Source organism: Bacteroides sp. OM05-12 (genome assembly GCF_003438995.1).
Classification (GTDB): domain Bacteria; phylum Bacteroidota; class Bacteroidia; order Bacteroidales; family Bacteroidaceae; genus Bacteroides.
In genome coordinates, this window is sequence record NZ_QSUN01000016.1 from 56,496 (window position 1) to 83,367 (window position 26,872).

The 26,872-nt window shown below is 37.9% G+C and carries 33 protein-coding genes, 1 tRNA gene and 1 pseudogene; 24 read left to right on the forward strand and 11 right to left on the reverse strand.

Annotated elements, in window-relative coordinates; all coding sequences use genetic code 11:
* Positions 1–107: 107 nt before the first annotated feature.
* The 7 genes from DXB63_RS12390 to DXB63_RS12420 all read right to left on the reverse strand — a co-directional run bounded on the left by DXB63_RS12390 (position 108) and on the right by DXB63_RS12420 (position 8,407).
* Positions 108–1,268 (reverse strand): sodium ion-translocating decarboxylase subunit beta, encoded by a 1,161-nt coding sequence (locus DXB63_RS12390; RefSeq protein WP_122126738.1) that lies wholly within the window; start codon positions 1,266–1,268, stop codon positions 108–110.
* Position 1,269: 1 nt separating this feature from the next.
* Entirely contained in the window at positions 1,270–1,716 is a 447-nt protein-coding gene (locus DXB63_RS12395) for a biotin/lipoyl-containing protein (protein ID WP_122126739.1), read from the reverse strand.
* Between the two features lie 27 nt (positions 1,717–1,743).
* Complete coding sequence (locus tag DXB63_RS12400; protein WP_122126740.1) at positions 1,744–2,679, reverse strand: OadG family transporter subunit; 936 nt, start codon at positions 2,677–2,679, stop codon at positions 1,744–1,746.
* Positions 2,680–2,704: 25 nt separating this feature from the next.
* The gene (locus DXB63_RS12405; RefSeq protein ID WP_122126741.1) at positions 2,705–4,258 is read right to left on the reverse strand and encodes an acyl-CoA carboxylase subunit beta; all 1,554 of its coding nucleotides are present in this window, start codon (positions 4,256–4,258) and stop codon (positions 2,705–2,707) included.
* Positions 4,259–4,288: 30 nt separating this feature from the next.
* Positions 4,289–4,693: a methylmalonyl-CoA epimerase gene (gene mce, locus DXB63_RS12410; protein WP_122126742.1), complete on the reverse strand. Its 405-nt coding sequence runs from the start codon at positions 4,691–4,693 to the stop codon at positions 4,289–4,291.
* A gap of 274 nt (positions 4,694–4,967) precedes the next feature.
* The gene (locus DXB63_RS12415; RefSeq protein WP_122126743.1) at positions 4,968–7,379 is read right to left on the reverse strand and encodes a TonB-dependent receptor; all 2,412 of its coding nucleotides are present in this window, start codon (positions 7,377–7,379) and stop codon (positions 4,968–4,970) included.
* A 44-nt stretch (positions 7,380–7,423) separates the two neighbouring features.
* Complete coding sequence (locus DXB63_RS12420) at positions 7,424–8,407, reverse strand: GNAT family N-acetyltransferase (RefSeq protein WP_122126744.1); 984 nt, start codon at positions 8,405–8,407, stop codon at positions 7,424–7,426.
* A gap of 100 nt (positions 8,408–8,507) precedes the next feature.
* Between DXB63_RS12420 and DXB63_RS12425 the strand changes: the two genes are divergently transcribed.
* The 6 genes and pseudogenes from DXB63_RS12425 to DXB63_RS12450 all read left to right on the forward strand — a co-directional run bounded on the left by DXB63_RS12425 (position 8,508) and on the right by DXB63_RS12450 (position 13,748).
* Positions 8,508–9,044 carry a nitroreductase family protein gene (locus DXB63_RS12425; protein ID WP_122126745.1) on the forward strand — a complete coding sequence of 179 codons (537 nt, stop codon included), beginning with the start codon at positions 8,508–8,510 and terminating at the stop codon, positions 9,042–9,044.
* Positions 9,031–9,849: a Rossmann-like and DUF2520 domain-containing protein gene (locus DXB63_RS12430; RefSeq protein ID WP_233522851.1), complete on the forward strand. Its 819-nt coding sequence runs from the start codon at positions 9,031–9,033 to the stop codon at positions 9,847–9,849. Before DXB63_RS12425 ends, DXB63_RS12430 begins: the two co-directional genes overlap by 14 nt.
* A gap of 2 nt (positions 9,850–9,851) precedes the next feature.
* Positions 9,852–10,373 (forward strand): HAD family hydrolase, encoded by a 522-nt coding sequence (locus DXB63_RS12435; protein WP_122126746.1) that lies wholly within the window; start codon positions 9,852–9,854, stop codon positions 10,371–10,373.
* 20 nt (positions 10,374–10,393) lie between these two features.
* Positions 10,394–10,975, forward strand: coding sequence for a Maf-like protein (locus DXB63_RS12440; protein ID WP_122126747.1), 582 nt, complete (start codon positions 10,394–10,396; stop codon positions 10,973–10,975).
* Between the two features lie 168 nt (positions 10,976–11,143).
* Positions 11,144–12,406 (forward strand): site-specific integrase, encoded by a 1,263-nt coding sequence (locus tag DXB63_RS12445; RefSeq protein WP_122126748.1) that lies wholly within the window; start codon positions 11,144–11,146, stop codon positions 12,404–12,406.
* Between the two features lie 127 nt (positions 12,407–12,533).
* Positions 12,534–13,748, forward strand: a pseudogene (locus DXB63_RS12450) (IS256 family transposase).
* 134 nt (positions 13,749–13,882) lie between these two features.
* Here the strand turns inward: DXB63_RS12450 and DXB63_RS12455 are convergent.
* From DXB63_RS12455 to DXB63_RS12465, 3 genes are read right to left on the reverse strand one after another with little or no spacing between them, the layout of a single operon-like run.
* Positions 13,883–14,242, reverse strand: a complete 360-nt coding sequence (locus DXB63_RS12455; protein WP_122126749.1) for a hypothetical protein — start codon at positions 14,240–14,242, stop codon at positions 13,883–13,885.
* The gene (locus DXB63_RS12460) at positions 14,239–15,717 is read right to left on the reverse strand and encodes a type I restriction endonuclease subunit R (protein WP_122126750.1); all 1,479 of its coding nucleotides are present in this window, start codon (positions 15,715–15,717) and stop codon (positions 14,239–14,241) included. The genes DXB63_RS12455 and DXB63_RS12460 overlap by 4 nt, the downstream gene beginning before the upstream one ends.
* A 15-nt stretch (positions 15,718–15,732) precedes the next feature.
* Complete coding sequence (locus DXB63_RS12465; protein WP_122126751.1) at positions 15,733–16,407, reverse strand: S24 family peptidase; 675 nt, start codon at positions 16,405–16,407, stop codon at positions 15,733–15,735.
* A gap of 173 nt (positions 16,408–16,580) precedes the next feature.
* Between DXB63_RS12465 and DXB63_RS12470 the strand changes: the two genes are divergently transcribed.
* The 10 genes from DXB63_RS12470 (at position 16,581) to DXB63_RS12515 (ending at position 22,486) form a co-directional block, all read left to right on the forward strand.
* On the forward strand, positions 16,581–16,913 hold the full coding sequence (locus tag DXB63_RS12470; protein ID WP_122126752.1) for an SH3 beta-barrel fold-containing protein: 333 nt from the start codon (positions 16,581–16,583) through the stop codon (positions 16,911–16,913).
* A gap of 2 nt (positions 16,914–16,915) precedes the next feature.
* Positions 16,916–17,155: a hypothetical protein gene (locus DXB63_RS12475; protein WP_122126770.1), complete on the forward strand. Its 240-nt coding sequence runs from the start codon at positions 16,916–16,918 to the stop codon at positions 17,153–17,155.
* A 548-nt stretch (positions 17,156–17,703) separates the two neighbouring features.
* Complete coding sequence (locus DXB63_RS18245) at positions 17,704–18,156, forward strand: hypothetical protein (protein WP_233522852.1); 453 nt, start codon at positions 17,704–17,706, stop codon at positions 18,154–18,156.
* Positions 18,157–18,325: 169 nt separating this feature from the next.
* Positions 18,326–19,612 (forward strand): DNA (cytosine-5-)-methyltransferase, encoded by a 1,287-nt coding sequence (gene dcm / locus DXB63_RS12485; protein WP_122126753.1) that lies wholly within the window; start codon positions 18,326–18,328, stop codon positions 19,610–19,612.
* A 210-nt stretch (positions 19,613–19,822) separates the two neighbouring features.
* A tRNA-OTHER gene (locus tag DXB63_RS12490) sits at positions 19,823–19,901 on the forward strand.
* 26 nt (positions 19,902–19,927) lie between these two features.
* The gene (locus DXB63_RS12495) at positions 19,928–20,146 is read left to right on the forward strand and encodes a hypothetical protein (protein ID WP_122126754.1); all 219 of its coding nucleotides are present in this window, start codon (positions 19,928–19,930) and stop codon (positions 20,144–20,146) included.
* A gap of 19 nt (positions 20,147–20,165) precedes the next feature.
* Positions 20,166–20,546: a response regulator transcription factor gene (locus DXB63_RS12500; protein ID WP_122126755.1), complete on the forward strand. Its 381-nt coding sequence runs from the start codon at positions 20,166–20,168 to the stop codon at positions 20,544–20,546.
* Positions 20,527–20,853 (forward strand): hypothetical protein, encoded by a 327-nt coding sequence (locus DXB63_RS12505; protein ID WP_122126756.1) that lies wholly within the window; start codon positions 20,527–20,529, stop codon positions 20,851–20,853. Before DXB63_RS12500 ends, DXB63_RS12505 begins: the two co-directional genes overlap by 20 nt.
* Before the next feature lie 19 nt (positions 20,854–20,872).
* Entirely contained in the window at positions 20,873–21,340 is a 468-nt protein-coding gene (locus tag DXB63_RS12510; protein ID WP_122126757.1) for a hypothetical protein, read from the forward strand.
* Positions 21,341–22,486 (forward strand): PD-(D/E)XK nuclease-like domain-containing protein, encoded by a 1,146-nt coding sequence (locus DXB63_RS12515; protein ID WP_122126758.1) that lies wholly within the window; start codon positions 21,341–21,343, stop codon positions 22,484–22,486.
* A gap of 111 nt (positions 22,487–22,597) precedes the next feature.
* On the opposite strand, the gene DXB63_RS12520 is transcribed toward DXB63_RS12515, so the two are convergent.
* Positions 22,598–22,861: a hypothetical protein gene (locus DXB63_RS12520; protein ID WP_122126759.1), complete on the reverse strand. Its 264-nt coding sequence runs from the start codon at positions 22,859–22,861 to the stop codon at positions 22,598–22,600.
* Positions 22,862–22,957: 96 nt separating this feature from the next.
* Here DXB63_RS12520 and DXB63_RS12525 point away from each other — a divergent pair, with 96 nt between their 5' ends.
* From DXB63_RS12525 to DXB63_RS12555, 8 genes are all read left to right on the forward strand, one after another.
* Positions 22,958–23,788: a hypothetical protein gene (locus DXB63_RS12525; protein WP_122126760.1), complete on the forward strand. Its 831-nt coding sequence runs from the start codon at positions 22,958–22,960 to the stop codon at positions 23,786–23,788.
* Positions 23,789–23,846: 58 nt separating this feature from the next.
* Complete coding sequence (locus tag DXB63_RS18250; protein ID WP_233522853.1) at positions 23,847–23,990, forward strand: HNH endonuclease; 144 nt, start codon at positions 23,847–23,849, stop codon at positions 23,988–23,990.
* A 55-nt stretch (positions 23,991–24,045) separates the two neighbouring features.
* Positions 24,046–24,339 carry an HNH endonuclease gene (locus tag DXB63_RS12535; protein WP_122126762.1) on the forward strand — a complete coding sequence of 98 codons (294 nt, stop codon included), beginning with the start codon at positions 24,046–24,048 and terminating at the stop codon, positions 24,337–24,339.
* A complete protein-coding gene (locus DXB63_RS18120; protein ID WP_199604197.1) occupies positions 24,336–25,229 on the forward strand; it encodes a hypothetical protein in 894 nt (297 codons plus the stop codon). Before DXB63_RS12535 ends, DXB63_RS18120 begins: the two co-directional genes overlap by 4 nt.
* On the forward strand, positions 25,150–25,872 hold the full coding sequence (locus DXB63_RS12545) for a hypothetical protein (protein WP_122348261.1): 723 nt from the start codon (positions 25,150–25,152) through the stop codon (positions 25,870–25,872). Before DXB63_RS18120 ends, DXB63_RS12545 begins: the two co-directional genes overlap by 80 nt.
* Before the next feature lies 1 nt (position 25,873).
* Complete coding sequence (locus DXB63_RS18125) at positions 25,874–26,038, forward strand: hypothetical protein (RefSeq protein ID WP_158583727.1); 165 nt, start codon at positions 25,874–25,876, stop codon at positions 26,036–26,038.
* Between the two features lie 187 nt (positions 26,039–26,225).
* A complete protein-coding gene (locus tag DXB63_RS12550; RefSeq protein WP_122126764.1) occupies positions 26,226–26,447 on the forward strand; it encodes a hypothetical protein in 222 nt (73 codons plus the stop codon).
* Between the two features lie 7 nt (positions 26,448–26,454).
* Entirely contained in the window at positions 26,455–26,808 is a 354-nt protein-coding gene (locus DXB63_RS12555; protein ID WP_122126765.1) for a hypothetical protein, read from the forward strand.
* The last annotated feature ends 64 nt before the right edge of the window (positions 26,809–26,872 follow it).

Here is a 26,872-nt window from a genome sequence, read left to right on the forward strand (position 1 = left end):
TAAGGGAATTGTATGTGCTCAGACTGCTTTTTACTGCATTTTGCTGTATAAAAAAACTCCTGCTCTATTATAGAACAGGAGTTTTTCTTTATAGAATATTTTTTGATTTACATCAAGAAACCTAATAGGATACCGGCAGCAACAGCTGAACCGATAACACCGGCAACATTCGGACCCATAGCATGCATCAACAGATAGTTGGTCGGATCATATTCCAAACCTACTACTTGTGAGATACGTGCGGAATCGGGAACGGCAGACACACCGGCATTTCCGATAAGTGGATTGATCTTGTTGTCTTTCTTCAATATCAGGTTGAATAGTTTCACAAAGATTACTCCGGAAGCTGTTGCGATAACAAATGATAAAGCTCCTAAAGCAAATATCTTCACTGAATCGAGTGTTAAGAACTCGGATGCTTGAGTGGAAGCACCTACTGTTAAACCTAATAATATAGTAATCGTATCGATTAGCGGACCACGTGCCGTTTCTGCTAAACGACGGGTTACTCCACTTTCTTTCAATAAGTTACCGAAGAACAACATTCCTAACAATGGTAAACCGGATGGCACTAAGAAACAAGTAAGTAACAAACCGATAATCGGGAATATTACTTTTTCTGTATGAGAAACGGCACGAGGAGGTCTCATACGGATGACACGTTCTTTCTTGGTTGTTAGTAATCGCATGATAGGCGGTTGTATAACAGGAACCAATGCCATATATGAATATGCCGAGACAGCAATCGCTCCCATCAAGTTAGGTGCAAGTTTGGATGAAAGGAAGATGGCGGTAGGTCCGTCTGCACCACCGATGATACCGATAGCACCTGCCTGCATAGGGTCAAATCCCATTTCCAATGCAATCATATAGGCTCCGAAGATACCGAATTGTGCTGCGGCACCAATGAGCATTAGTTTTGGATTCGATATCAGTGCCGAGAAGTCGGTCATTGCTCCGATTCCGAGGAAAATCAATGGTGGATACCAACCTGATGTCACTCCCTGATATAGAATGTTAAGTACAGAACCTTCTTCATAAATGCCGACTTTTAAACCGGCTTCCATGTTGAAAGGAATATTACCAATGAGGATACCGAAACCAATAGGAATCAGCAGCATCGGTTCAAACTCTTTAGCTACTGCTAAATAGATGAACACCAAACCGATTGCTAGCATGATTATATGTCCGGTTGTTGCATTGGCAAAACCGGTATATGTCCAGAAATCGGCAAGGTTATTTCCTAAGAATGTTACGAATTCTCCCATATTATTCGATGATTATGAGGTCAGTACCTTCGAGAACAGAATCCCCTTTGCTAACATTGATAGCTGCAATCTTACCATCCTTGTCCGCATTGATGTTATTTTCCATCTTCATTGCTTCAAGGATAATGATTGTTTGTCCTCTTTTTACAGTATCTCCTACGTTTACTTTGATATCAAGAATGACACCCGGTAGCGGAGATTTGACTCCTGATTTACCTGTAGATGCCGCAGCCGGTTTTGCTACAGGAGCTGTTGGAGCTGAAACTGGAGCTGAGGCAGCAGGAGCTGCCGGCCGTGCAACTGGTTTCGGAGTTGCTTTTTTAATTACTTTTTCCATCTCCACATTATATGGAGTGCCATTTACTTCAACGTGAGCGATATTGTCTTCAATGTCACCGATTGTAACTTTATATACGTTACCGTTGATTGTATATTTATATTCTTTCATCGTTTTTTCTTTAATCGTTAGTAATTGTTACTTTCTATGCGGGGTTTCGCGAAGTGTATATATCTTAGAACTCCATGGAGAATATGTACGTTTTACCTTATTAATGGTAAGAATCGTATTTTCCACATCGTGTACATCACTTTGCAACTCGTGCATAGCCAAAGCTATTGCTGCGTAAACTTCACCCGGACTTTCTCCTAGATTTGCATCTTTAGCTTCTTTCTTATCTGTAATACCTTGAGCTTTCATCGCATTACGCTTACTTAGGTTAGTTGCAACTGTGCCAACAATCTTAAATAAGATGAAAAGAAGAATTAAGCCGCAGAATACTACACTCATAGCAGAAATGGACATACCTATACCAACACTATCATGCTCTTCAAACTTTTCTTGTTTGGCGTTTGAATCAATTGTTTTATTATTGGTACTTGGGGTAACGTATTTGTCACCTGTTCCATCTTTTATTTCCCATTTATCAGAAGCATCACTGACACGTCCGTATGATTGGTTGGCTTGTAATGTTCCCGCAGGGATAACAATTTGGTCTAACAGCTTATTGCCTGAGTCGTACAATCCAATCCAGTTGTTTGTTTCCGGATTCAATACGAAATTCGTATGGAATGTACCGCGTCGGGGTTCTCCATCTGCCCATAAGAGAGCATGCTGGCGTGGCTTTATTTGAGTTAGTATATCACCTTTTGGGATGAAATAGCTAATTGTATCTCCCGGAGTGCTGCTTGCTTTTAATCTGAATGCTGCAAGGTCTGCACTTCCGTATGATCTGTTAAATATTTCAATCCATGCACTATGACATCCGTAGTCGTCTTGATAGTTGTTCTCATTGAGGATCAACACTTCGTTCAATAATAATTTTGACTTTGTGTTTGATTCCCCACAAGAACTTAGACCCAACCCCAGCGTTAGTAGCAGTGAAAGAAATATTCCTGTTTTTTTCTTCATAATTGTCTTTGTTTAAATACGACTTGAATTACAATGGAATATTACCATGCTTCTTGGCAGGGTTTGTCAGTTTCTTAGTTTGCAACTGTTGCAATGCGCGAATGATACGGAAACGAGTGTTTCTCGGTTCGATAACATCGTCAATGTAACCATATTTAGCTGCATTATAAGGATTAGCAAATAGTTTAGTGTATTCAGCTTCTTTTTCTGCCATGAATGCAGCCGGATCTGCCGCTTCTTTTGCTTCTTTTGCATAAAGAACCTCAACGGCACCTGCACCACCCATCACTGCAATTTCTGCTGTAGGCCATGCATAGTTCATGTCACCACGAAGTTGTTTACAACTCATTACGATGTGAGAACCACCATAAGATTTACGCAATGTAATGGTTACTTTAGGTACTGTTGCTTCACCGTAAGCATAAAGTAATTTAGCACCGTGAAGGATTACGCCATTGTATTCCTGACCTGTACCCGGAAGGAATCCCGGAACGTCTACCAATGAAACAATAGGAATATTGAATGCATCGCAGAAACGAACGAAGCGTCCACCTTTACGTGAAGCGTTGCTATCAAGTACACCTGCTAAATATTTAGGTTGGTTGGCTACAATACCGACTGATTGTCCGTTGAAACGTGCGAAACCGATAATTATGTTCTTGGCATAGTCCTTTTGAACTTCCAAAAATTCTCCGTTATCTACAATCGCAGCGATAACTTCATACATATCGTATGGTTTGTTGGGGCTGTCAGGGATAATTTCATTTAAAGAATCCTCCAAACGGTCGATAGGATCATTACATTCTACCAAAGGAGCTTCTTCCAAATTGTTTTGAGGTATATAGCTGAGAAGACTACGGATTAAAGCTAAACCTTCTTCTTCTGTTTTTGCTGTAAAGTGGGTTACTCCGGATTTGGTTGAGTGAACGCTTGCACCACCAAGGTTTTCCTGAGATACATCTTCACCGGTTACGGTCTTTACCACTTTCGGTCCGGTAAGGAACATATAAGAAGTACCTTCCATCATCAAAGTAAAGTCGGTCAAAGCAGGAGAATATACGGCACCACCGGCACAAGGGCCGAAAATACCTGAGATTTGTGGAATAACACCGGAAGCAAGAATATTACGTTGGAAGATTTCCGCATATCCGCCTAAAGCGTTGATACCTTCCTGAATACGAGCACCACCCGAGTCATTGATACCGATACATGGAGCGCCCATCTTCATAGCCATATCCATGACCTTACATATTTTTAATGCCATTGTTTCAGACAAAGAACCTCCGAATACGGTAAAGTCCTGTGCGAAAACATATACTAATCTTCCATCAATTGTTCCGTATCCAGTAACAACACCGTCACCAAGGAAAGATTTCTTTTCTTGTCCGAAGTTAGTACATCTGTGCTTAACAAACATATCCAGCTCTTCGAAACTGCCTTCATCAAGAAGCATCGCAATACGTTCGCGAGCAGTGTATTTTCCTTTAGCGTGTTGCTTTTCAATAGCTTTTTCGCCACCGCCTAAGCGAGCCTGTGCACGTAGCTCAATCAGCTCTTTTACTTTTTCAAGTTGGTTACTCATGAATTTGTTATTTAATTATGGATTATAATATTATTTCTCACAAAGTTCTGTTAATACTCCTAATGTGGATTTAGGGTGTAAGAATGCAATGTGCAAACCTTCAGCTCCTTTGCGGGGGGCTTTGTCTATCAAGCGTATGCCTTTTTCTTCTGCTTCAGCGAGCGCATTGGCAACTCCGTCTTCGATAGCAAATGCTACATGATGAACACCGGCACCTTTATTCTCTATAAACTTAGCGATTGTACTCTCCGGGCTGGTTGGCTCAAGTAATTCGATTTTGGTATCACCTACTTTCAAAAAAGCTGTTTTCACTTTTTGGTCTTCAACGACTTCAATATTATAACATTTTAGTCCTAAGACGTTTTCATAGTAAGGCAGTGCTTCTTCGATACTTTTTACAGCGATGCCTAAATGCTCGATGTGTGAGATCTTCATGGTTAATTATATTTTAGTTAGTAAACAGTTTGTATACTTGTCTTTAAACAGTACAAAGTAAGTCATTTTGAAATAAATAAAGAAATATTTCTTCATTTTATTTTTTGCATCGTGGCTTTTGAATTCTTAATTCTGCTCTTTTAGTTCGTTTTGCCTTGGTGAGCCTTGCGTTTACCCGTGGGAAACCTGTTGTTTGACCATGGGCAAACGATAGGATTCCCATGGACAAACGATTCAGATATACTGATGTTTGGATTCTGTGATACTGTACTTCTTAAAATTCGATAAGGATTCTTGCGTTTATTTGCCTGGATGTCAGATAATTGGGGACGGCGTATTGCTGGTTGTACACATCGGTTACCCAATAGTAAGAATTGACATTATTTATATCTAAGAGGTTGAACACATCGATTCCCAACCAGATATTCTTGAAACATCGACTTATTCTGCCTTGTTTGTCTCTGTTCTCGTTATCCAAAAGTCGGTAGGACATACCGATATCTACTCGTTTGTAGGCAGGACTACGGAACACAGCTTGCTCGCGTCCGCTATGGGGAGGACCGAATGGCAGACCGTCAGCGAAAGTCGCTTTCAAGTTCATTTTCCATCGATCACTTTTCGGGAAGTAGTCACTAAAGTAGAATGATAAGCTATAACGTTGGTCGGTTGGACGAGGAATCCATGTGCCGTTTATTTTTTCTTTTGTCTGCATCAAACTAAAGCTTAGCCATGAATCCGTACCCGGCACGAATTCTCCGAACAGTTTCATGTCGATACCTGTGGCATATCCTCGTGACATATTTCGACCGTAATAACTGATGCGCACGTTGTCTACATTATAAGGTACAAGATTGCTTAGAATCTTATAGTAAATCTCTGTGGTGAACTTGAATGGCCGGTTCATTGCCCGGAATTTATAGTCACCGGCTAAAACAAAATGAATGGAGCGTTGTGATTTGATATTTTTGTTCAGATTAACAATCGCTCTGCCGTTAACGGTAGTCGTATCTCTGAATTCTTTATAAAATGGGGCTTGATAATACAAACCTGTCGCTGCCCGGAAAGTGAAATCTTCATTGAATTTCGGTATTAATGCTGCCGAGACACGAGGGCTGAATATAAATTCTTTGTTCCAGTCCCAATAACTGCCACGTATACCGCCTATTAGTGTAACTAATCCTATTTTTGAGGAGAACTTATAGGTGTCTTGTGCGAAGAAAGAATACCTGTTGCTGCTTATCTCATTTTGAGAGGACAGATTATAGATGAGTTCCACATCGTTTGCAGTGTGGGGCAATGAGTATCCTGCAGAGTCGCGCATCTCCCATTCACGGAGTTTTTCTTTTATCTTTTCTTGTTTTAATTCTAATCCCCATTTAATTTGATGTCTTTTCAGCTGGCTGTTTCCTGTCAAGGCGTAGCTCTGTACTGTTGCAGTCAGATAGTTGCGGGCATGCTCCATATAGGTACCTACTCCTACGGTTTGATCTTCGCTTACTTCACCGTTTTCTCCTGTCTCATCCAATGCATTGAGCCAATATTGTCCGGTTATGTCATACGTTTCTTCCTCTTTAGTTTTGAAAGCTGACATTTGAAACGTAATGTCGTTGTATTTGTTAAACCGATGCGTCAGGTTTATAGAGCCGAAATATGTACGGAATAAATCCTTTTCCTGTCCGTCGAAATAAACCTTGAATTCCTTGACGGATTCTAGTGTACCGAACTTCGTGGTACGGTCTTCCGGTTTAAAATTATAATGGTTTTGTGAGAAGTTACCAATGAAACCGACTTCCCAACGTTTGTTGGGGGAGTAAGTCATATAAGTTTGGTAATCAACGAAATTAGGATTGTATTCGCCTTTGGTATCCAAACTTCCCAATAAGTAGCGATTGGTTTTATAACGAACCCCGTTTGTCATTGAGAAATGTCTGGTAGCAAAGCCTACATAGGCACTTCCGCCCAACAAACTGACAGAACCACTCGCTTCAAAGCGCGTTGGCTTTTTGTAGGTTATATCTAATACTGACGCCATCTTGTCTCCGTATTTAGCTTCATAGCCACCCGCCGAAAAGCCTATGTTTTCTACCATATCCGGATTGATGAAACTTAACCCTTCTTGTTGTCCGGAACGGATTAATAAAGGACGATACACTTCTACTCCGTTCACATAAACGATGTTTTCATCAAAGCTACCTCCGCGTACGTTATATTGGGAGCTTAACTCGTTGTTTGAGCTGACTCCGGCTTGAGTAGCGATAAAGGACTCTACACTTCCCCCGGTAGCATCAGGCATCAGGCGTGCACCTTTTAAATCTAATTGCGCAGTAGAACTGGTTTGCCTCTTGCTTTCGGTAATGGTTACTTCTCCTAATTCATATTCGGAATTTGGAAGCATTACATTCAGCGTGATATTACCGTGTGGGTTTCTTAATATCTTTTTTCTGGTTTGATATCCCAGCATTGAATAGACTATAACAACGGTGTCTTTGCTGGATACGGTCAAAGAATAACGTCCTTTCAAATCACTGACTGTTCCGATAAGTTGTTTCTCCACATGGATATTGACTATTTCCAGCGGATTACCTTCTTCGTCCGTGACTAGACCCGATACCTTTGCTTTTCCCTGCGCTAAGATTCCTATAGAGGATAATATAAATAAAAGTGCTATTAACGCACGTAATTTCATAGTTCGTCTTTCTTTAATGTATAGTGTATAACGTAAAAAAAAGATTATACGTATATCTTCTCTAATAATTTATTTAAAAAATTCCATTGAAAACGGAACCATCTTCGTGTACTACTCTGCTTTCCTCCGAAACGAAGGATAAAATCTCGATAACCATGTTCTCTAAATGGTAATCCCGCATCCATAAACTCTAAGTGTTGGTATTTATGTTCGTAAGAGTATTCGACCGCTTTCCATACGGCAAGGATGCCCGGGTACTGTTTCGCATAAGTTTTTCTCATACCGCCGGAGAAGAGCAAGTATGCGTCATCACCGGAAAATAAGCAAACAGAGCCGCCAATTATTTTGTTTTTGTATTTTACAATGAATATCTTGGCAATTTCAGAGAGACGCTTATCCTTGACGATGACCCGGAAGAAGTTGGGGTCGGGAAAATGCTTTTGTATATGTGCTGAATAGTTTTTACTTAACATTTTTGCGAAGCTCATAATTTCTTCTTCTGTTTTTGCTTCACTTATCGTTGCACCATTTTGAATCCCTTTCTTTATTTGTCGTCTACGGGATTCGCTAATTCTTTGCATAGGCTGTTTAAGGCTGTGAAGTGAGTTTCTTACCCGTAGCCAATTAATCGGGAAATAATTATTGTTTCTGAAGTATTTGTAGCCGAATAAAGAATTATCCAGATTGCGGAACTCTATTAAAAAGGATTTTCTTAGCGCTTCAAGGGTTATATGTTCCAGCATTTCACCAAAAACACTTTCTTTATCAATTGTTTCATCAAAATATTCTCCTGTTCCATAGATCTCGCAACGTTTGATAAAAGAAGGGGGAAACATTCGTTTCGATTTTCTGATTACGGCTAAAAGTTTTGCAACAGGTTTGTTATCGGCATATACTACGATTAAAAAAGGTTCGTATCCGGATGTTGCTTCATAAATAAGAAACAGTCCTTTGGAATGGAATATATTGTTCCCCGGTAATTCCGGGATTTGATTTCCTTCGTAATATGTGGTGAGTTGCAATAACATAGTGTTTGCAAATTTATTATTTTTTGTTTATGATTCCACATTCTAGTTGTATATTTGTACAAAATAATCTAGCGAATTAAAACTTTATACAATAGATGATATGGAAAATTTCAGTGAATTAATAGAAAACAGACGCAGTATGAGAAAGTTCACTTCCGATGAATTGACTCAAGAAGAGGTGGTCGCTTTGTTAAAAGTCGGCTTAATGTCTCCTTCGTCCAAGCGTACTAATTGCTGGCAGTTTATAGCAGTAGATGATAAAGAAGTCTTGAAAAAACTGTCTCTTTGCAAAGAGCAAAGCGCAAGTTTTATAGCAGATGCGGCTTTAGCTATTGTTGTTGTTGCAGATCCTTTGGCCAGTGATGTCTGGATAGAGGATGCTTCAATTGCTTCTATTATAATTCAGCTTCAGGCAGAAGATTTAGGCTTGGGTAGTTGTTGGGTACAAGTTCGTGAGCGTTTTACTGCGGAAGGAATACCTTCTGACGAATATGTTCGTAACCTTTTGGATGTTCCATTGCAATTACAGGTGCTTTCTGTTATAGCAGTCGGACATAAAGGTATGGAACGTAAACCTTTTAATGAAGAGCATCTTCAATGGGAAAAGATCCATATAAATAAATATGGTGGTAAATAAGCTGATGGAGAAGGAGAAAAGTTTGCATAAAATAGTATTGATAGGGGCGGGAAACTTAGCCACCAACTTAGGAAAAGTATTGGTGTCCAAGGGATATTCTGTTGTACAAGTTTATAGTCGGACGGAAGAGTCGGCAAAGAATCTGGCCACAACATTGTCTGCTGCATATACCACTTCATTGGATGAGGTAAGAAAGGATGCGACGTTGTATATTGTTTCTTTAAAAGATTCGGCTTTAATAGAACTGCTTCCTGAAATTGTTGCTGACAAGCAAGACTCTTTTTTTGTCCATACTGCGGGTAGCATATCAATGGATATATGGAAAGGATATGTGAAACATTATGGAGTCTTTTATCCGATGCAGACTTTTAGTAAATCAAGAGAAGTAGACTTCTGTCGGATTCCTATCTTTTTGGAGGCAAATGAACCATCGGGGTTAAGTATTCTTCGAGAAATAGCAAATGAGTTGTCTGTTTCAGTTCATGAGGTATCTTCAGAGCAACGACGCTATTTGCATTTGTCTGCTGTGTTTGCTTGTAATTTTACCAATCACATGTATACATTGACAGAAAAGCTTCTGCATAAATATGGAATACCTTTTGATGTAATGCTGCCTTTGATAGATGAAACAGCCAATAAAATACATGAACTCTCTCCGGAAAAGGCGCAGACCGGCCCTGCCATCAGGTATGATCTGAATGTAATAAACAAACAGTTGGAACTCCTTTCAGATGAACCTGAGATGCGTCAACTTTATGAATTGATTAGTAAAGATATTCATCGTATAAATGAAAATAAACGATAGAAATGAGTAATATAGATTATGATTTAAGAAAGATAAAAGTATTGGCTTTCGATGTCGATGGAGTGTTGAGTAAGGAAACGATTTCACTGCATCCGTCCGGTGAACCGATGCGTACGATTAATATAAAGGATGGTTATGCTTTACAGTTAGCGGTAAAACGTGGTTTTCAACTCGCTATTATTACCGGAGGCAGGGGAGAAGCAACTCGGATTCGTTATGAAGGTCTTGGTATTCAAGATGTTTATATGGGAGCAGCTGTTAAGACAAACGAATATGCTCAATTAAAGAAGAAATATGATTTGCAGGATGAAGAAATAATGTATATGGGAGATGATATTCCTGATTATGAGGTCATGTCTTTGTGCGGATTACCTTGCTGCCCTGCTGATGCTGCGCCTGAAATAAAAGAAATAGCTAAATATATTTCTCATCGTAATGGTGGAGATGGTTGTTGTCGTGATGTGGTAGAACAGGTGCTAAAGTCGCAGGGAAAATGGATGTCTCATGACGCTTTTGGCTGGTAATAATTAAATAAGGAATACAGATGTTGAATAATTTAAAGAAATACAAAGTCATACTGGCATCGGGCTCTCCCCGTCGTCGTGAATTGTTGTCCGGTTTAGGTATTGATTATACGATAAAGGTTTTGCCGGATGTGAATGAAGCATATCCTGAAACATTAAAAGGAGAGGATATACCTTTATATATAGCTCGCGAGAAAGCCGAAGCCTATTTAAAAGGAATAGAATCTGACGAACTGATTATAACAGCAGATACAATTGTTTGGCTTGATAATGAAGTTCTTGGTAAACCGACTGACGAACAGCAAGCGAAAGTAATGCTCCGAATGCTTTCGGGAAAGACGCATCATGTTATAACAGGTGTTTGCCTTACTACAAGTGAATTCCAGAAAAGTTTTACAACCACGACAGAAGTAACTTTTGCGAAACTGAGTGAAGAAGAGATCGATTATTATGTGGAAAAGTATCGTCCTTTAGATAAGGCTGGTGCATATGGTATACAGGAATGGATTGGTTTTGTTGGGGTAGAAGCTATTAACGGCTCTTATTTTAATGTAATGGGATTGCCTATACAGCGTTTGTACAAGGAACTCAGTAAGTTATAAGTAAATCAATGCATTAAAGAAATAACAATAAGCTAATATTGCTAATGATACTTGCAATATTAGCTTATTTGTTTTACCTTTGTTTTACCCTAGTCGATTGATTTACAAAAATGGTTTTACCCTAGTTGGATTGGTGACAGGAAGTTACACGATTAATTTATATGCACGATGGCAACAGTAAAAGTAGTAATCCTCAAGGAAAAAAAGAGGAGTGATGATACATGGAATGTCAAGATTCGAATTATACACGAGAAAAAAGTGTCTTATATGGCTACTTCTCATTATGTGTCTATTGACTCGATTAATAAGAAGACTTTTGAATTGAAGGAACGTAATAATCCCGTCTATGACCAAGTGATGGTTGATGTACTGAAAATAAGGTCGGAATTGTCTGCTATGGGTCATCAGATTGACTACTATACTGCACAAGGATTGGTGAAGTTGATGAAAGATAAATTGTCAGGGAAGCCGGATGGAATAAATTTCTTTGATTTTGCTGAAGATCATACTCAAAAATTGATAAATGAAGGGAAGCGTCTGAGTCAATCTTATTGCGCTATGCTCTCAAGGCTAAAAGAGTTTGTAGGTAGTAGAAATCTCATGTTCTCTGATATAACTTCTAATTTCCTGTTTAATTTTGATGCCTTTCTTCGTGCGTCTGATTCAAAACATGGATTTGGCAAGATATCCTCATCCGGTGTCAGGCTATATATTGGTAAGATACAACATTTGTTCAATTTGGCAAAGATAAAGTATAATGATGAGGATGCAGGTATTATAAGAATAGCCAATAATCCGTTTCAAAAATATAAACTACCGAAAGTAAATGAGATAAAGAAGAAAGCGTTGTCTGCTGATGATATAAGAAAGATAAAGGAGTTTGAGGTGCCTCTGAACATGAAAGGCACATTAGTCGCAAGAGATGTTTTTATAATGTCTTTCCTTTTGTGTGGTATGAATACAGTGGATATGTATTTTTTAAAGCCGGAGATAGATGGTAGATTTGAGTATGAGCGTAGGAAGACATCTGGAAGAAGGGATGACAAAGCGTTTATTTCTATAAAGATAGAGCCTGAATTAAGACCTTATATAAACCGGTATAGAGATGAGGTAGGGGATAGGGCATTCAATTTCTTTATGAGGTATTCCAGCGATAAGCAGTTTGTATCAAAGGTGAATGGTAATCTTAAATACATCGGAGATGCGTTAGGTATTGAGAATTTAACCTTATATGCTGCCAGGCATTCTTTTGCAACTATCGCTCGAAATGACTGTGGAATCTCAATGGATGATGTTGCCATGAGTCTTAATCATAAGTCGGGGCATAACATAACTGATATTTATATCAAGAAGGACTGGGAGCGTATTGATAATGTTAACAGAAAAGTTATAGATTATGTGTTTGGAATGAAAGAAAAAGCCGGGGAATGATGCCCGGCTATATAAATGTCTCAAAACACAATCTACTATACAATTGTCAGTTTGGCAGTAGGGAGAATGTAAATTAAACTGTGTCAGCAAAACAATAAATTATTAATTTTGCTAACCCAGTTTAATTATGAGTGAAGAATTTGATTTTGAAAGTATCAAGAACAAGGCAATCGAACAGCTCAAGGCTGGCAAACCCTTGTTAGGGAAGGACGGAGCATTTGCCCCGTTATTGGAGAGTATTTTAAATGCCGCCCTTGAAGGAGAGATGGATGCCCATCTTTCATCGGATGAGCGTCAGAGTGGAAACCGTCGTAATGGCAAGATGGAGAAACAGGTTCAAACATCGATGGGAGAAGTAACCGTATCTACGCCGCGTGACCGTAATTCCACCTTTGCCCCTCAGTTTATCAAGAAGCGTGAAACCGTTCTTGCAGAAAGTGTGGCAGACCGTATAATCGGGCTTTATGCCCTTGGCAACAGTACACGTGAAATAAGCGATTGGATGGAAGAAAATCTTGGCAATCGTGTATCTCGATAAACAATCAGTTCTATCACAGACCGTGTACTTCCGGAAATAAAAGCGTGGCGTTCCCGTAGTCTGGACTCTGTTTATCCGATAGTCTGGATGGATGCTATTCATTATAAAGTCACCGATGAGAGAGGCTGTGCCGTTACCCGTGCAATTTATAACGTATTGGCTATAGACAAGGATGGTCGTAAGGATTTGCTTGGGATGTATATCTCTAAGAATGAGGGAGCAAACTTCTGGTTGAATGTGCTGACCGATTTACAAAACCGTGGTGTACATGACATCCTTATAGCTTGTGTCGATGGCCTGAAAGGCTTCCCTGACGCCATCCAAAGCGTATTCCCTGATACCATAGTACAACTTTGCATCGTCCATCAGATACGCAACTCGATCAAATATGTCGGCAGTAAACACCAGAAGGAGTTTCTTAAAGACCTAAAACGGGTTTATGGTGCTGTCAATAAGGATGCTGCAGAAACAGAACTTCTTAATTTGGATGAAAAATGGGGAGAGAAATACCCCATTGTTATCAAGTCATGGCAGGACAACTGGGAAAAGCTCACTGAATACTTCCAGTTTACCTCTGATATACGTCGTATGATTTATACTACGAATACGGTTGAAGGGTACCACCGTCAAATACGGAAAGTGACAAAAAACAAGGGCGTGTTCCCCAATGACACCGCCCTTGAAAAGCTTGTTTACCTGGCTTATCGCAACATACGCAAGAAATGGACTATGCCACTGGCTAATTGGGGGACCATTGCGCAACAACTGGCGATAAAGTTTGGTGATAGATTTAAATTGTTATAATTTTACGCTCGTCGGGAGTGCTGATGCACCCCCTTGGCGCTGGCCGATCCCCGACCGATGAGTTTAGGTGAGATTTAACGCTTGACACAGTTTATTTTACAGACCCGCAGTAGGATTGAAATACGTTTTTGTCTTTATTTTCGTATTATTAGACCTTCTTTTACCTCGTTGCTGTTCTTTATTTCTTTACTGATAATCCAATGATGTACAGTCCTCCCATTTCCGAATATTGCATAAGTCGTTTCTAATTTCCATCCTAATTTACTCATGAAATTCATAGCTTCTACCATTTGAGTGACCCTTAATCTTTCCCCGTTTTGATTTGTAAGTTCATTCATCTCTAATTTTTCTCCGTCTAGAATTATTTCAACGGACACACTTTTTGCAGACACATTGTCAACTCCTTTGAGATCACAATATACTTTGTTAGTATCTTGACCGAACATTGTTAGTGCGATAATAAGAAGAAGTGTTGTTAATAAGATTTTCTTCATGTTCTTTTTGTTTTTAATTTGTTTTTTAATTCGTTGAATAAATCGGGATTTTCAAGTTCTCCCCAATAGTACTTTTTATAAATGTCCCGATCAAAGCTTTGTCTTTTCTCATATACAATAAGGCACTCCCTATCACAGAGAACGATAACAAAGGACTCAAGTAGATGAGCATAAGAACGTGCTTGTAAGAATGCAGCTTCTGTTTCTTGATTATTTTTCATGTATAGTTTTGCTTCAATCAAAACCTTAGCTTTTTCTTCATCTGGTTTATTGTTGTAGTGCAAAGCATAATCGGGGAATATCCGGTGTCCACGTCCGGCATGAATCGGTAGCTGCCGGATGAAATCTTTATTCTCATACCATCCCATAGAGTTAAGTAATGGCTCCAGTAATTGCAATTCTACATCCCTTTCTCTTTCTATATTTATATCCTTTGGTAAATCCGGAGCGTACAGTTTCGGCAAAGCTTCCGTGCTGAATACTTTTGCTTGTATCATACGCATGAGTTCTGAATAATCCTCACTACTCATCGGCCAGCCGTTTACTCCTTGAAATTTCTTTCTTATAAGCGGATGCTTGGAAAAGTATTCATCTGCTTGGAGTTCCTTTAACGTGATGTGAGGAATATCTATTTTTTCACTTATGTATGTGTTGCTGTAATAGTGAAAGAATGGGTCTATTACTCCATCCGTTTGTGCTATCCATAAACAAGTAATTGCACTAACTGGAGATGTTTCATAATGAACGAGAATGTCTCCTTTCTTGGTCTCTTGATTAGACTGCCAAAATCCAGTAGTCCAGTATTCTCCGTATCCTTTTATTAGTCCACCAATAAACCACGCTTGTGTGGGTTGCGGAATATCACTTTTTTCTTCTTTATGTAAGAGGTTGGGTGCATAGTCATACAAGAATGCACTAAATTCATCGGGCGTTAAGTTATTTTCTGTTCTGAATTGATAGAATACTTTACATAGCTCCCAATAATACATACATCTACCTTTATAGTCTGGTTTTTTTGGAATTGACGGCAACTCTATATCGAAGTAATCAACTAACTTTTTAAGTTCATAGAAGCGGTCTATATATAGATATGGGAAGAAGTACTCGTTAAGTAGAAAATTCAATTCCATAGACAAGAAAGGAACATATTCAAGCATCCTATCAAAGTCACCTATTTTTAGAATTTCCTCATCCTCTATGTGAAGTCCAGTAGATATGATTTCTTCATACAGAATACCCGCCTTATCTAATGTTGGAAACTCTATATCCTCATAATCTGATACTTTGCAACACCAAAAATCTTCCAGTATATCGCAGATAATATCTGTATTGAAACTGTCTTTTAGTCTTGGATTGTATTTTTCTAAAAGGTATTTTTCTTCAATCCATTCTTTTCTATCTGAAAAGCTGGATATGACTGCTTTACCGTCAGAAGATTGCTTATATAGGTTCCATGTGTATTGGTTGAATTTCATAGTATTGAGCAAACGTTACAACTGATTCCTTTTTATTTTCCCTTTTATTATAAACATGGAAAGTATATCTTCTTTATTTATTTTGGTATCTCCTTTGAAGTTTGGATTGCTTGCCCGAAGAATTATCTTGCTTTCGTCATCACAGTAATGAATTTGCTTTATTGTGCGCAAATCATTAGCATTACTATTAGTAACGACAAGGTACGCTTCTCCCCATTGAATAACATCGAAGTTAAAAATTTGCTTAACTGCAACTATTTCGCCAGCACAATATTGGGGATACATTGAATCTCCAACTACCGGAATGTAGGCATTGCAGTCGTTTAAGTGTTCGTAATCAATATAAAAAGTCGGGTTTTCTGGGGTGTCCATATTCATTGATAATATTGAGCAAGAGGCTTCTATATCTTCAAAATACGGAACTCCTTTGCCGCTTGTATTTGTCGGAAGATGTTTTTCTTCTTTTATAAAAGGGTCTCCTTTTCCAGTAAGAAGCCAATCTGAATTGATGAATAATGCTTTTGCATTGACTATATTACTAATTACATCAAAAGAGGGTTTGCTTTTTCTTTCACCTAAAATAGTATTCATTGTAGGCTGCTTTACATCTACACTTCTACAAAATGCACTTGTGTTACCATCAAACCTCTCATTTATAATAAATTGTATTCTTTCGTTAATAGTGTCCATAGTTATATACTGTTAAATAATGCAAATGCGTTAGATAATTAATGCAATATCGTTTGATGTATGATGCAAATGCATTATATTTGCATCGTCGTTAAGAACAACGATAATAACGATACAAAGAAAGGCAATTAAAATCTTTTACGCAATAGTATAAACATATTAAATACACGATTATGAGCACGAATTTTAAAAATCAGATGAAAGAAGTCATGTCAATGGCATGGCGATTTTTCAAAGTAACAGGTGAGAGTTTTGCTGATTGTCTGAAAAGAAGTTGGCTGGTTTATAAACTAACAAAGGCAATGAAGACAAAAACGGTTCAGTTCTTCTATCAAAAAGTGAATGGTGAGATCAGACAGGCGTTCGGTACTATGAAAGATGAAATCATTCACGATAAGGTAAAAGGTACAGGTGTACGAAAGAATGAAGATCTATTTAATTACTGGGATACAGAGGCAGACGGATGGCGTTCATTTAAAAAGTTTAACCTTATAAAAATTGCATGATTATGACAAATTACGAGATACAACAACATATAGATGCTCTTTACAGGGACTTGAACAATGTAGAGGGTATGGATGAAGAAACGGCTCGTAGAGTTTATAACGTAGATTGTAAAAGTGAAATCATCGAAGTTATTCAAGATGAAATAGATACCTGCAAGGCTATAATGCAACCTGATCTCGAAGATGATGACATGGATTACGACGCACTTTGCGAAGTTCAAGGATTGAGCCGATACGCATAACTACTTACCCTACTGACGGATTGAACGGCAGCCGATAGCGAGAATCGGGCAGGGTTCTATTGATTAGCTCTTTGACATCATGTGAAAGCCTTTACAGTGTAATTCATAAACTGTTTAGGTGAACCAAAGATAACGAAATATAGAAACTACTATAGCGGAGACGCGGTGATTGGTGGTAAGGCTATATTATTGAAATGAAATTACTTTCAGCACTGAAAATCGTCCTCACAGTAGTGAGTATGGGCGTTGGGCGTGCTTATCGCTGAAAGGTCTATATAGCCCGTGCCGAACTTGTGATAAGAGTTCTTCTCTTCGATGAGAGCACGGGCACTAACTAATACATATTATTATGAAAATATTACCATTAGCATTTGTTTGGTGTGTGTCATTCATTGTGATGGCTATCACTTGTATGAGTTCCAATATTGTGTTTTGGATCTCTTTTATAGTTTTCGCTATTGACTGTATTTATATGGCGAGAAATAACAATAGGCTTGAGAGTGAGATTGATGAACTTTTTGGAAAATGACCCTCAAAACTGCATTGATATGAATACTATGACACGGAAAGAATGCTTAGATAAAATTCAAGAAGTAGTTGACAATTTAGATACGCTTCTTACTGTAATAAAATCACCTTCTAAAACAACAGTTGGTTGGGATTGTGAAGTGTACGAAGATGAAGCAAAGAATCTTACAAATGCGTTAAATGATTTGCGTGTTAATTACGGCAATGAGACAAGGACAGAGTTTAGCGAAGGATTAAATAACGAAAAAAAAGTGGAAATGAAGAAACAACAAGTAATAGACAAGGCTCAGGGCTATTCTAAGAATGCCCTGATTCAAAAAGGATACATGGCAGGTTTTCAAGCTGCTTGTAATATTGTTAGGGAGAAACTATCAACTTGCTACAATGACGATTTTTGTGATGAGATGGAAGAGCTTTCAGAAGTAGCATGGATGGATTTCGGAGATGAATTAGAAGCTAAAATTAATTCTTAACAAAGAAGTAATGAATTTATGACCCATGCCACTACCAACCTTGATCCAAATACCGAATTTGTAAACAAATATGGAGACTACATAGCTGATAGAATTAAGGAGATGTTTAATATAATCAAGATTGAAGGCAGTTCAAGAAGAAAACAATAAATAATAATTTGTAACAGGTATGAAAGTATTAAGCCTATTTGACGGAATGTCTTGCGGTCAAATTGCATTGAAGCAACTTGAAATTATCCCGGAAGTGTACTACGCTTCGGAAATAGACAGGCACGCTATCAGGCAAACGCAACTGAACTTTCCCGATACCATTCAACTGGGTGATGTGACCAAGTGGATGGAATGGGGCATAGATTGGTCGTCAATAGATTTAGTATTGGCCGGCTCCCCTTGTCAAGGCTTTAGTTTTGCCGGAAAGCAACTTGCATTCGATGATCCACGCAGTAAGTTATTCTTTGTATTCATAGACATTTTAAACCATATCAAGTTGCTTAATCCTGATGTGCTGTTCTTGCTTGAAAATGTGAATATGAAACGTAGCCACATGAGGATTATATCCGAGTATTGCGGAGTATTTCCGGTAAATATTAACTCTAATTTGGTAAGTGCTCAGAATCGGGACAGGTGGTATTGGACGAATATTAGGACAAAGCAAGTAGGATTATTCGGAGAAGTTTATACAGACATTCCACAGCCGGAAGATAAAGGAATATTCCTTCGTGATATTCTTGAAAGTGAGGTAGATGAAAAGTATTTTGTGTCACAGGCTGTTATTAACCGGATGAATAGTCCTCATAAGTGCTTTACTCCAAATATTAATCCTGATAAAACAGGATGTTTGAGTACAGGTAATAATTCATCTAAGATGTCTTTTGATTCTGGTACTACGTTTATATCGATTGGCGGGAAAGCGCCAACACAACGTGCAGCAACTGGGCGTTCTATTAATAAAAAGCATAATTACCAATTTATTTGTGTTGCAATGCGAGGGCGTGAAGATGGCAAACAGCATTTAGAACCACAAAATACGGGTAAAACAAATTGCCTCACAAGCGTACAGAAAGATAATCTAATATTGCAACATCCTCGTGGCAATAATAAGGGCAATGTTTTCGATGGCAAAACTCCAACATTGTCCGCTTGCGCATGGGAGCAAAATAATCTGCTATGCGTTAGCTCAAATCAAAAACATGCTACAATAAGTCATAATAAATCTACCCCAATGGTTAGTGCTATGGAAATGGGTGGAGGACATGTTCCTATGATAAACCCCGATGGAATTATCCGAAGATTAACTCCTATTGAATGTTCCCGATTACAGACAATACCATCTTGGTATAAATGGAAATGTTCAGACACTCAAATATACAAGATGCTTGGTAACGGGTGGACGGTAGATATCATTGTACACATACTGTCTTTTATAAAAGAGAAATTTAATATTAATGTAGCCTGAAAAGGCTCAAAACAGAATGTTAACGAACGAAATTAAACGCTCGAGAGTTGGTAGTCTTTGAACTCATATCTTGTATATTTAGCGACCTACTGTCCGGCCGGCAGCAAGGAAATACCGTACAAGCGGGCGTTTAGAATATTGTTTTGTCGTGTTTTATTTTGTGTTTGTACTGGGTGTGCCGTTCGTGAGAATAGTACACCTTTCTTATATGGTAGGTTAGCTCAGTGGTAGAGCGTAGTTGTACGGGTATTTACAGCTAAGGTCGGGAGTTCAAATCTTCTGCTTACCTCTCATTATTAATTAATATTTAATCTTATGGCAAAAATAACAGAAGAACGAAAGAAAATTGAAGCACTTAAAAAAGGAGCTTCCTGCCTTTTCCCTGAGAGGGATAAGACAAAAATAAGTGGATGTGTTCAGAGAGCCAATATCAAGGCTAAGATATCTGGTAAATACAAAGATGACACAAAATACTCTCTTGATTCCAATCCTAAAAACAAAGAGGGATTCATCCGGGTGGTTCGGAACTATTAATCTATCAACTTACACGATTATGGATAGAATATTAACCGAATTAACACCTGAATGCGAGATTACAGCACGAATGTATGCGCAAGGGTATGAGAAGAAAGAAATAGCTTCTATGAAATGCAGGGCGTTGAGCACGATCAATAACCAACTGCAAGAAGCTTTCAGGGTTCTTCGGATTAGAAACGGGAGAGAGCTTGCAACAATGCTTCATGAACGAATGGCAGGAATGAAGTTCACTATGAACTTTTCACCTTTTATACGTTCCGCGGTTGCTTGTTGTTTATTGTGTGTATTCTCAATTTCCTTTTATAAAGGATTCCATTCGGATATGCGGAGGGAGAGAAGGATAAGGGAGACAAAAGTTGAATATAGAATCAGAGATTATGATAGTGGCTTTAAATGATGAAATGCTGTATAAGTTAGCAGACCGTATTTTCTCAATAGGGAGAAAACAGGGACAGATAGATGCAGGGCAAACGCCTAAATTCATATCTCAAAACAAGGCTGATTCCATATATGGGAAAGGAAACGTGAGAAAATGGATTAAGGCAGGTTTTGTAAAAAAGTATAAAGACGCTGATAATAAGCCAAATTCAAGAGTTAGACTTGAGGTAATGGAACTTGAAACTGCCGCTTTCAAGTGTAATAGTATTCCTAATTTATCTCCGATGGCGAAGGCGGAAATGTTAGAATTGATTAGTAATAAATAACCCTTTAATTTTTACGATTATGAATAAAGAAAACGGATTAGTAATTAAAGAGAGTGAATCTTCTCTTGATATTCAAACAGTAGATTTGAATAGTGGCAACATTCCATCCTTGAAAGATGCACAAGAGTTGCCAATTGATTTATGTGGTAATTACTGGACTCCAGAAATGCCAGGAGAGTACAAAAAGGTTATTTTCTTGGAGATTAAGCCTCAGAAGGTTTTGAGTGCACAAGGCAACGGAGAGTTAATTGATTTGGATTGCGCTATTTTCGCAGAACAGAATGAAAACGGTGATCTTGTCACTCTAATGAATGGTTCTCGCAGATTGGTAGGTATTTTAGAGCCTTATATTGCAAATGGAACTATTAGGCATGGTACATTGCTTAAAATTACGTTCATGGGTAAGCGCAAGAATAAAACGAATAGCTATTCTTCTGACAACTGGTCGATAAAGCCAATTCGTATTAATTTACCTGTTGCCGGATAAATGGAAGGATTCAATTTTGATAATGCGACAGAAGGGGAGGAACTCAACCCTTCTGCTTATAATCCGGATGATTATCCTACCAAAGAAGAACTTCTCGATTTCATATCATTAAATTGCAATAAGCCTCCTGTTAATATTGATTTGAAAGAATTGAGTATTAATGGAGTGGTTAAGCGTGATCCTATGGATATGTATCTTCAAAGCAGGCATATTTCTTCATCAAACCTAAAGAATGCCCTTAAAACGCCACGGTCATTTTATTACGATTATGAAAGGGTGTTTGAAGAAAAAGAAAAACCTTGCTTTCAATTGGGGACATTCGCACACATGGCATTTCTTGAACCTCGATTATTCGAACTCGTAAAAGTAGAACCCAAATATAGCCAATCATCCAAAGAAGGAGTAATTGGTATGATTAAGTTCTATAATGAGTTGCTTTTGAGCGATAAGAACTATGTTCCGGATGTTGAAGAAGAAATACCTTCTGAAAGGTGGAATTTCTGCGATCTGAAAGATTTTCGTGATAATAAGAAACAGAAGTGCATTGATTTGGGGTATTCGTTTATCAGTGATGAAATGAGTATGATAATTAAAGCTCTTGAAAGAAACTATTATTGGTATGGTGGCGGCATCATCAAGCAGCTTTTGAAAGGAGCATATTCAGAAGTTTCTTTTTATGGAAAGGATGAAGAAACGGGACTTAACGTAAGAGTCCGACCGGATTATTTCAATGTAGAGGAAAATATCGGTGTAAACGCTGTTATATCCTTTAAGACCACGCGAGCCGATGATCTCGGTAAGTTCTATTATGATTGTGCTAAACTCAAGTATGAGTTATCGGAAGGTATGTACCAAGATGTGATGAGTAGCATTACAGGACGAAACTTCAATGTAACGATAATGATTATGTTGCAGACGGTAGAACCTTATGATGTTGCTGTCCTTTTTTGGTCGCCTGATGATTTGGCAAATGGGAAATATAAATATCACTATGCTCTTTCTATCGTAAAAGACTGCTTTGATAAGAAGTGGTTTCCCGGCTATGATGCCAAAGCGGAAGAAGGTGCTCGTGGTGTTATTGATATGCAGCTTCCTGATTGGAGTAAGAAGTTACTTCATCCGGTGGCTATAGATGATTTTGAATAGTTATGAAAAATGTTAAGATAAGTATTGACGATAAGATGGTAATAGAGTTCCAAAATGATAACTATGGAAAATACATCACTTTGGAACTCTCAGAGAAGTCACAAGAAGACTTTATTCAATTACTTGAGCTTCTTCAAACAATTCAGAAGTGGAATCAAAGTGCACAAGAAAATCCGGTTCGTTAGCGATTTTATTAAAAATATATGCTAACTGCCTAATTTCTAATAGTGATAGTTCATAGCTTTTTATGCTATTCTGATCACTGAAAGTTCCGGTTGATATATAAGTTTTTGCATTTTTATCCATTCCTGAACTTTTGATAGTAAGGAATACACTTTTAGTATTTCCTGTTTCTTTTCTAAATAAAATTTCCATAACGCTTGATTTTAAAGTTTGACATTTACGAAATTAAGCAAAATTCCCAAAGGTTGATGATTCTTCCTTTGGGAATTTATTAAAACCTATAAAACAATGATTGATTTAAAAGACTATGTACCGGAGGAACTTAAATTTAAGCTCCCTACCACCGTGAAATTTCCCGAAGTGATTTTCTCTGATTGTGTCTGTATGGATGATGTTAAGAAAAAGCTTTCAGAGCATTTTGTAACCATTCAAGAGAAAGATGTAATAGCTAATCGGGTAATGGATGAATATGAAATATCTACCATCCGTGCAAATTATGGTGAGATAGCGGAAGAACAGATGCCGGAGATTGAAGCGCAATTTGAAAATTTGAAAGCAGAGTTCAATACCGCAAAGAAAGAGTTTGAAGCAAAAATATCATCTTTACATACTCAATTCAAAGACCTTGTCAATCTGGCAAAGAAAGGAATTAAGGATTATCCGCTAAAGATGGTTGATACTTTCCGTATTCCTGTAATGGGATATTACTTGTATTACTCATGGGTAAACGAAGCTTTCCGGCTTGCATTGGTTCAGGAAATTCCTAAGCATGAATATAACGATCTGTTTAATTCTGGTGAAAAGAACCAGGAAGCGTTTAAGGAATTGGGATATGAATTACCGGATATTGATGTTAAAGATACCCGAAAGAATCTGCGTAAATTCGGTAAAGGCGAAGATATTGTAGAGGTATGGGAGGAAAACGGTCAGGATGTCTGGTTGGAACAATGGGTTGAAGATTTCTTAGATGAAGCTTCCGGAGAAGTTGTTTCCATACAGCGCCATGAATGGCATAGGGTAGCAATAGAGGAAAGCCCGTGGAGAAAGGAGGAAGATAATGACGAGACTGGCACACAGGAAAGGGAGACCGTCGAAGTATCGGACGAGTCTGAAGAATAATCCTTATTGGGAAGAAGTCAAACGTAAAGTACGCATCCGTGACGGGCACAGTTGTCAAATGTGTGGTAAAACTTATAATTTAGAAATTCACCATTTGAAATACAAAATAAACGGTGTTTCCATCATAGGGAAAGAACTTGATCATTTGGATTGTCTTATTACTCTTTGTGAGGATTGCCATCAAAAGGTACATAATAGATGAATCATCCCGATATCCGTTATCTCGGTTATCGGGATTAATTTTAAAATTAAATGCCATGAAGCGGATAAGCAAGAAACAGGCCCAACGAAACAGGGAGATTGCAAGGATAAAGCAATCTCTTCCTCCTGTATGTGCCATATGCGGTAAACCGGCTGTAGACGCCGCACATTTAGTTCCTAAAAGTTTATATCCTGAACATTATACAAATCCTTTGAATATCGTTGGATTATGCCGGGAGTGTCATAATAAGTTTGATGGTAGTTTAGCTTTCAGACAAAGGCAAAAGCACCTTATTGAGCGTGTAAAGTCTTTTGATAAGTGTGCTGCAAATAGACATTTTGATTTATGAATAGTTATCAGTTGATTTCAAGGCTCAAAAAAGTTAGAGCTGACACATATCTTACGGCGATAGAACAGGCGCTATTTCATGAGTTGGTGTCTGCTTGTAATGAAAAGGGATGGAAAGATACATTTGATATTAAGAATATACAGTTATGTTCTTCTTTGAATATAACGGAAAAAACTCTTATAAAATCAAGAAAGACATTACTAGATGCTGGGTTGGTCTATTTTCAATCATGTAAAGATAAGAGGATAGGATGTTATTATTCTTTTTCACCTATACTTTTACCTGTATTATCACCTGTAACTATTACAGTTGAAAATACAGGTGATATAAAGGAAACGGATTCTGATATAAGGGTATTATCACCTGTATTATCAACTTTACTTTTTGCTGGAATAATTCCAGGTGAAAAAAACAGATCAACTGTACTTTCTACTGTAATATTTCCAGTTGAAGTGCCAATCCTACCTTATAAGAGAATTAAAACTATAAACAAAGAGAGTAGTCACCCACCCATGCGTGAAGAACCACCTTCCGATAAGCCAAAAATATCTCGTAAAAAAGAAGGAGATGCGAAGCCTTTAGTTTACCCATTTACTTCGGACGCTTTCATGTCCGCATGGGAAATGTTGCGTAATACTCCGAAGTGGAAAAAGAAACTCAATTATGCTTTGCAACTTTCTTTAGACAAACTTTCTAGGTTTGAAGAAGAATTTGCTATTCGCCAAATAGAACGGGCTATTGAATCTGACTGGGTAGGAGTTGTTTTTACCGGGACAGAACGTGATTATCAAGAATGGTTAATTCAAAAATATGGGAACAATAAAATCAATCAAAGAAATAATTCCGGAGATAAGCCAAAAACAGCAGGAATCAAATCCATCTCCTTCTAAAGTCAGATATCACATACACGGTAAGGATATCGCATGGGACAAAAAGCAGATTGAACTATTTTGGAGAAAAGAGTTTTTAGGATCAATGATGGAAATAGAGCCACGCTTTATCATAGACGAAAGGAATGAGAATGTATTATCAGCACTATATGACTATGTTTGGGGTAAAAACAAAATTCTGGATTCATCAAAAGGGCTACTATTGTGGGGACCGTTAGGAGTTGGAAAATCACTACTTATCAGAGGGATACAACGTTACCTTGGTAAAATCAACCGCTATCGTTTTGGATGCAATAATGATACTATTGGATTCAAATTTACCAGTTCTGTGGAAATAGCCCTGTTATACGCAGAAAAGGGAATGAGTGGTATTGCACAATTTACCGACAGGGAATGTATGTGCCATCTAGCTATTGACGAACTCGGCCGGGAGCCTACTGATTCAAAGTATTACGGCACTGGAATTAATGTCATTCAAACTATACTTCAATTACGTTATGAGGTACGTAATGAATTTATGACCCATGCCACTACCAACCTTGATCCAAATACCGAATTTGTAAACAAATATGGTGACTACATAGCTGATAGAGTAAAAGAAATGTTTAACGTAATTGAGCTAAAAGGAGTTAGCAGAAGATAATATGGAACATATCATAAGGAAAGTAGAATATGTTACGGGAAACACCCGTAGCATATTTGTAGGAAACATTGAAACGGATAATATCGAGAGTACACGCAAAGAGCTACACGGATTAGTGAAATGCGATAGAATTTTGCTTGTGTATGAATCGGTAAGTAAAAAGTGATAAACTAAAGCAGGAACAGCAGTCAGCAAAAAGTATGAGTGAAAGACATGGGAAATCTACTCCCTACATAGTTCTCTTTTCTCGTTAGTCGTGCGGACGTAGATGGTACGTGTACAAGGTTCCAACAGTCGCCGAGATAGATCACAAAGCTGCAAACCTGCTTTCAAAACAAAGAATTTATTTAATTATGAACGAATTATATTTATTAGAATACAGTGAAGAACAGCGTTGTTTTAACTTTAACAACGGTAATTCCGAAGAAAATTCTCACGGGTATAAAAGCCTTGGAAAACATACATGGGAAGAATGTACCGCATTTATTGAGTACATGAAAAACAAATATAATGATTCAGACTATCCATTATTAGATGAAGTCAAAAAAGACTATTCATCTTTTACTAATCAATAAAGTAGATATGGGCGAAATAGCAGATAGTTTAATAAGTGGTGAATTTGATTACATCACAGGTGAATATTTAGGTGAAGCAGTTGGTTATCCAAGAACACACGTATATGGCAGACGTGAATATATGCCGCCTGTTGAAAAGAAACCAACAAGTAAGGCAAATGTATGTATTTCTAATATGTGCAAAGACAGAGGCTTTGATAACCGTGAAAAGGTTGAGTTGGTAGCTAAGTTCTTATACAGTAAAGGATACAAACAACTACCTAATTTATCACATCAGTATAAAATCATACATAGTCAGTATAAGAACAACTTTAGAAAGTTTTTAATTGAGCAAATGGAGTTGAAAAATAAGAGTTTATAATTCTAAACGAAGTAGGAATGAATAAATCTATCGAGAAATATATAGGAGTTGGGAAACTTAGCTC